Source organism: Wolbachia endosymbiont of Cylisticus convexus (assembly GCF_003344345.1).
Genome location: NZ_QPIP01000092.1, coordinates 1 through 4263, shown reverse-complemented (window position 1 = coordinate 4263; position 4263 = coordinate 1). Strand labels below are relative to the sequence as shown.

Genomic DNA, 4263 nt, shown 5'->3' with positions numbered 1-4263 from the left:
AAGAGATTATCTTGAAAGTAGGATAAGGTATAGTATAAGAAATGTAAAAGTGAGGTAAGAAATGAGAAAAAAGTATCCAACAGATCTAAGTAAAAGGCCGAATAGAAAAATATTTCAGAGTATGATACAAGAAAGGAGGAAAACCGCCAAAGTATAGTAAAAGAGAAATATTAGAGGCGATTTTCTATGTATTGCGTACAGGATGCCAATGGCGGGAATGCTATGGAAGACTGTGTATGAGCAGTTTAGGCAATGGAAAAAGCAGGAAATTTTTGAGAAAATGAATTGCCAAATATAGCAGGAGAAAAATAGGAAGAAATGAGGAGCCAAGCGCTTGACAGTCAATCTGTGAAAACTACAGAAAAAGGGGGGTCAAAGGTTATGATGGAAATAAAAAAGTAAAAGGTAGAAAAAGGCATATAAAGGAAGAATATGACATAGATATTGAAATTGTTAAAAGACCTCCATGTAGATTTTGGGTACATAACGCTTGAGCTGCTGCCAGCGAGAGAACAGGGATTTAAAGTACAGCCAAGAAGGTGGGTTGTAGAAAGGACTTTTGCTTGAGGAATAGAAGGCTATCAAAGGAATATGATTTGCTTACAACATCTACTGAAAATTTCATATGTCTTGCTATGAATAGGGTTATGTTAACGAGGAAATATGCCTAAGTTTTCTAGTTTCAGGACAACCTCTAAGAATGAATTGAAGAAAAGTATTAAGAGTGAACTAGAGAAAGATCTTAAACATGAGATTGATGATAAGGCTAAGGATGAAATCGTGGGGATAAAGATAAAGAACCCTTGCATCAAAGAATTTATACCTTTAATAATAGAGCAGGGTAAAATTCTGTCACATCCAAGTAATCCCAACTTATATAAAATACACGATAAAAGTATTGACGGTGGAGCAACATTTCATACAGCCATTATTAAATTAGGTAATAAGGAAATAGGTGAATTTCATACACGCTATGTAGTCCATTGGGCTGCTAAGCTGATGATGAATATGTTAAACACACAACAAACTTTTTTAATCTTTTAAAAAGTTTTCAACATAATATTTTTTCATTTTGGGAAAACTGTATTAAGTGGAATAAGCACGATAAATTCCTTACATTAGTTGAAGAAGGTAAAGATTATGTTTTTAAGTGGTGTGATAAAGGCGGTAGCAGCATAACCAGAGATGCAAGATTCATATTCCCTTCACAAACTTAGTTCACTTCAATAAAGATCACATAAAAGACTTGGATGACCTTTCAAAAAAAGTAGATTCAGTATATTTAATGGCAAGACCAAAACTATACAAATATTTTAATGGCGCGGAAGACAATTTATTGACTAATGTAGTTGAAATATGTAAGTATAGCTTAAAAAATAATATTGCAGTTCCTGGAAAGTTAATAGGAACTATAAATCACGAATACGGAATATTTCGCAATTCTGCCAGTGGTGAAACTAAAGGCAAAGATGTAATAGTAACAGACAAAGATTATGTTACTTACTCTAGAGATGAAGATAAGAGTCAAAACCCGCAGAGAGTCTTTCTGTTTTTAGCGAAATATAAAGATGATGGGCCTTGTCAAAATCACTGCTATAGTAATAACATCGAGTTAAAGATAAAAGATTATGTGCTTGGTTTTGTTAAGATTATTTCAAATATTCATCTTTATGAAGATATTAACTTAGAAAAACTGTTCACTGATAATAAAGATCTAGTAATTGAGGTCCCTTCTCGTGAACCTGACATGTGCGATCTTTGGGAAAGTATGCAATGTGTAGCTAACCCAATATATGCTGATTCGGCATTCTTAATTATAAGTTCTGCTCTACTAACCTCTATAGGAGTTGGTAGAGCTTATATTTAGAGATAGTATGCAATTAATTTCTGGTCCAGAAATTACAAAAATTGCAACGTAAATCAGGTAAGATAACCCTTCACCTTTCCCCATTTATCCACTATACTGCTATAGATTTCATAGCTTTTTAGTTAATGAGCATTTTTAGGCGGGTTTTTTCTCTAATTTCCAGCAAATTAAATGAATTAAAACAAAGGGGTATTATAAGCACAAGTGTAACAAATTTTGTCGTAGAACCTCCAAGCAATAGAGCGCATGGAGATATTTACACAAACGTTGCTATGGTGCTTTCAAAGCATAAAAAAAAGAATCCTGTTGAGATTGCAGAGGTTTTAGCTAAAGAGTTTGAACTTTTTGATGAAATTGCAAGAGTGGAAATAGCGGGCCCTGGTTTCATCAACATGCACTTAAAAATAGAAGTATGGCATGGAATTTTAAAACAAATAAATGAGCTGAAAACAGAGTTTGGCACCCTAGATATAGGGAACAATCAGACCATCAATGTTGAGTTTGTATCTGCAAATCCAACTGGTCCACTGCATATTGGTCATGCAAGGGGAGCAGTGTTTTGTGATGTTTTAGCAAATTTACTAAAGAAAGTTGGTTATAAAGTTACTAGAGAATACTACATTAATGATGCTGGAGCACAGATAGATACGCTAATTCGGTCAGTATATCTTCGATATAAAGAAGCTTTGGGAAAAAAAATTAGCATCGAAAAAGGTTTATACCCAGGTGAATATTTAAAACCAATAGGGGAGGGGCTGGCTAAAAAATATGGTAAGGAGCTTAGAGAAGAGGAAGATAATCAGATAATTAGAGAATATACTTTAAGCTCTATCTTAGAACTCATAAAGGAAGACATGAACTTGCTTGGAGTAAATCATGATGTCTTTACTTCAGAGTATGAGCTGCAAAAAAGTGGCAAAATCGAAGAGAGTATAAAGATATTATCTGACAAGGGTCTAGTGTATGAAGGGTATCTGGAGAAACCAAAAGGCAAAGAAAGTGAAAATTGGACTTCCAGAAAAGAAATGTTATTTCGCTCTACAAAATTTGGTGATGACGTTGACCGAGCATTGAAAAAAGAGGACAGCAGCTGGACTTATTTTGCCTCGGATATCGCTTACCATTTTGATAAGATATCACGTGGTTTTAACAATATGATCGTAGAGCTTGGTAGTGACCATGGCGGTTATGTCAAAAGGCTCAAAGCAGTTGTCTCTGCGCTCAGTGATGATCAAGCAAAAATAGAGGTAAAACTGCATAATATTGTGAATTTTTTTGAGAATGGCAAACCTGTTAAGATGTCCAAAAGATCAGGAAACTTCCTCACAGCAAGGGATGTAGTGGAAGAGGTTGGCAGGGATATCACTCGTTTTATAATGTTAACACGCAAGAATGATATGGTTCTTGACTTTGATTTTGCTAAAGTTAAAGAGCAATCAAAAGATAATCCTATTTTTTACGTGCAATATGCGCATGCTCGTGCTCATTCACTGATGCGCAATGCTCCAAAAGAATTGCCAAAAGCAAATCCCTTACTTTTAAAGACAGATGGAGAGATATTTCTCATAAAAACCTTAGCAAAATGGCCAGATGTGGTAGAAATTGCAGCAAGGCTTTGTGAGCCACACAGAATTACTTTCTATTTACTTGAAGTTGCAGAAGCATTTCACGTTTTATGGGGGTATGGCAAAAGCGATTTAAACATGCGGTTCATATTGGAAAACAACTTAAACCTTACTGCTGCAAGAATGTTTCTTGTACAAGCTTTAGCGCATGTCATCGCTTCTGGACTTTCTATTTTTAATATAGAGCCTTTGGAAGAAATGAGTTAACTTACTTTAAATAATGCGTAATATTAAATGTGATAATAAATTATTTATGTAAGTAGAGGTAAGTACAATAATAAAAGTAATAGATGTCATTGTGAGATATGAAAAGAGGAGAGAGTGGAATGCTACAACACTTAAATGAAGATGCTGTTGTAGTAGAGCATGTCTTAGTAGAACAAGAATTATTATTTCTTGCTTCCTAATCCGTAAGGCCAAAAATTATACAAGAAGTCTATTGAGTGCGTCAAGAAAAGCGTTTAGAATACAGTTGGTTACAACCTAGGCAAAGTCTAGCCAACAGCCTAGAATAGACCATTATGGTGCGTAAGGTAACGAGCGTAGTAAAGCTAATGGAATGGACAACACAGGGTACAACGCAAGTGAAGGTATTGAGTCCCGAAATTTCTGGCATCATAGAGGTCGACATTTTTCATAGGATGGAAGACAGCATGGAGGATAACGATAAGGCAAGTTATCATTCACTTTATCGGGATGGCTTTCATAGGATGGAAGACAGCATGGAGGATAACGATAAGGCAAGTTATCATTCACTTTATCGGGATGGCT

4 protein-coding genes and 1 pseudogene are annotated in these 4263 nt (G+C 35.1%); all 5 read left to right on the top strand.

Annotation, left to right across the window (positions count from 1 at the left end):
• Window positions 1-61 precede the first annotated feature (61 nt).
• Window positions 62-671, top strand: a pseudogene (locus tag Wcon_RS07985) (transposase).
• Window positions 664-1044, top strand: coding sequence for a hypothetical protein (locus Wcon_RS07980; protein WP_114517804.1), 381 nt, complete (start codon window positions 664-666; stop codon window positions 1042-1044). The pseudogene Wcon_RS07985 and the gene Wcon_RS07980 overlap by 8 nt, the downstream one beginning before the upstream one ends.
• Window positions 1045-1285: 241 nt before the next feature.
• Entirely contained in the window at window positions 1286-1867 is a 582-nt protein-coding gene (locus Wcon_RS07975; protein ID WP_147269175.1) for a hypothetical protein, read from the top strand.
• 125 nt (window positions 1868-1992) lie between these two features.
• On the top strand, window positions 1993-3699 hold the full coding sequence (gene argS / locus Wcon_RS07970; RefSeq protein ID WP_114517802.1) for an arginine--tRNA ligase: 1707 nt from the start codon (window positions 1993-1995) through the stop codon (window positions 3697-3699).
• A 347-nt stretch (window positions 3700-4046) separates the two neighbouring features.
• On the top strand, window positions 4047-4263 hold a 217-nt coding region (locus tag Wcon_RS12150), incomplete at its 3' end, for a hypothetical protein (RefSeq protein WP_458694582.1).

Coding starts and splice junctions, on each gene's coding strand:
- Wcon_RS07980 (WP_114517804.1), top strand. CDS start 664: ATGCCTAAGTTTTCTAGTTTCAGGACAACCTCTAAGAATGAATTGAAG.
- Wcon_RS07975 (WP_147269175.1), top strand. CDS start 1,286: ATGGCAAGACCAAAACTATACAAATATTTTAATGGCGCGGAAGACAAT.
- argS (WP_114517802.1), top strand. CDS start 1,993: ATGAGCATTTTTAGGCGGGTTTTTTCTCTAATTTCCAGCAAATTAAAT.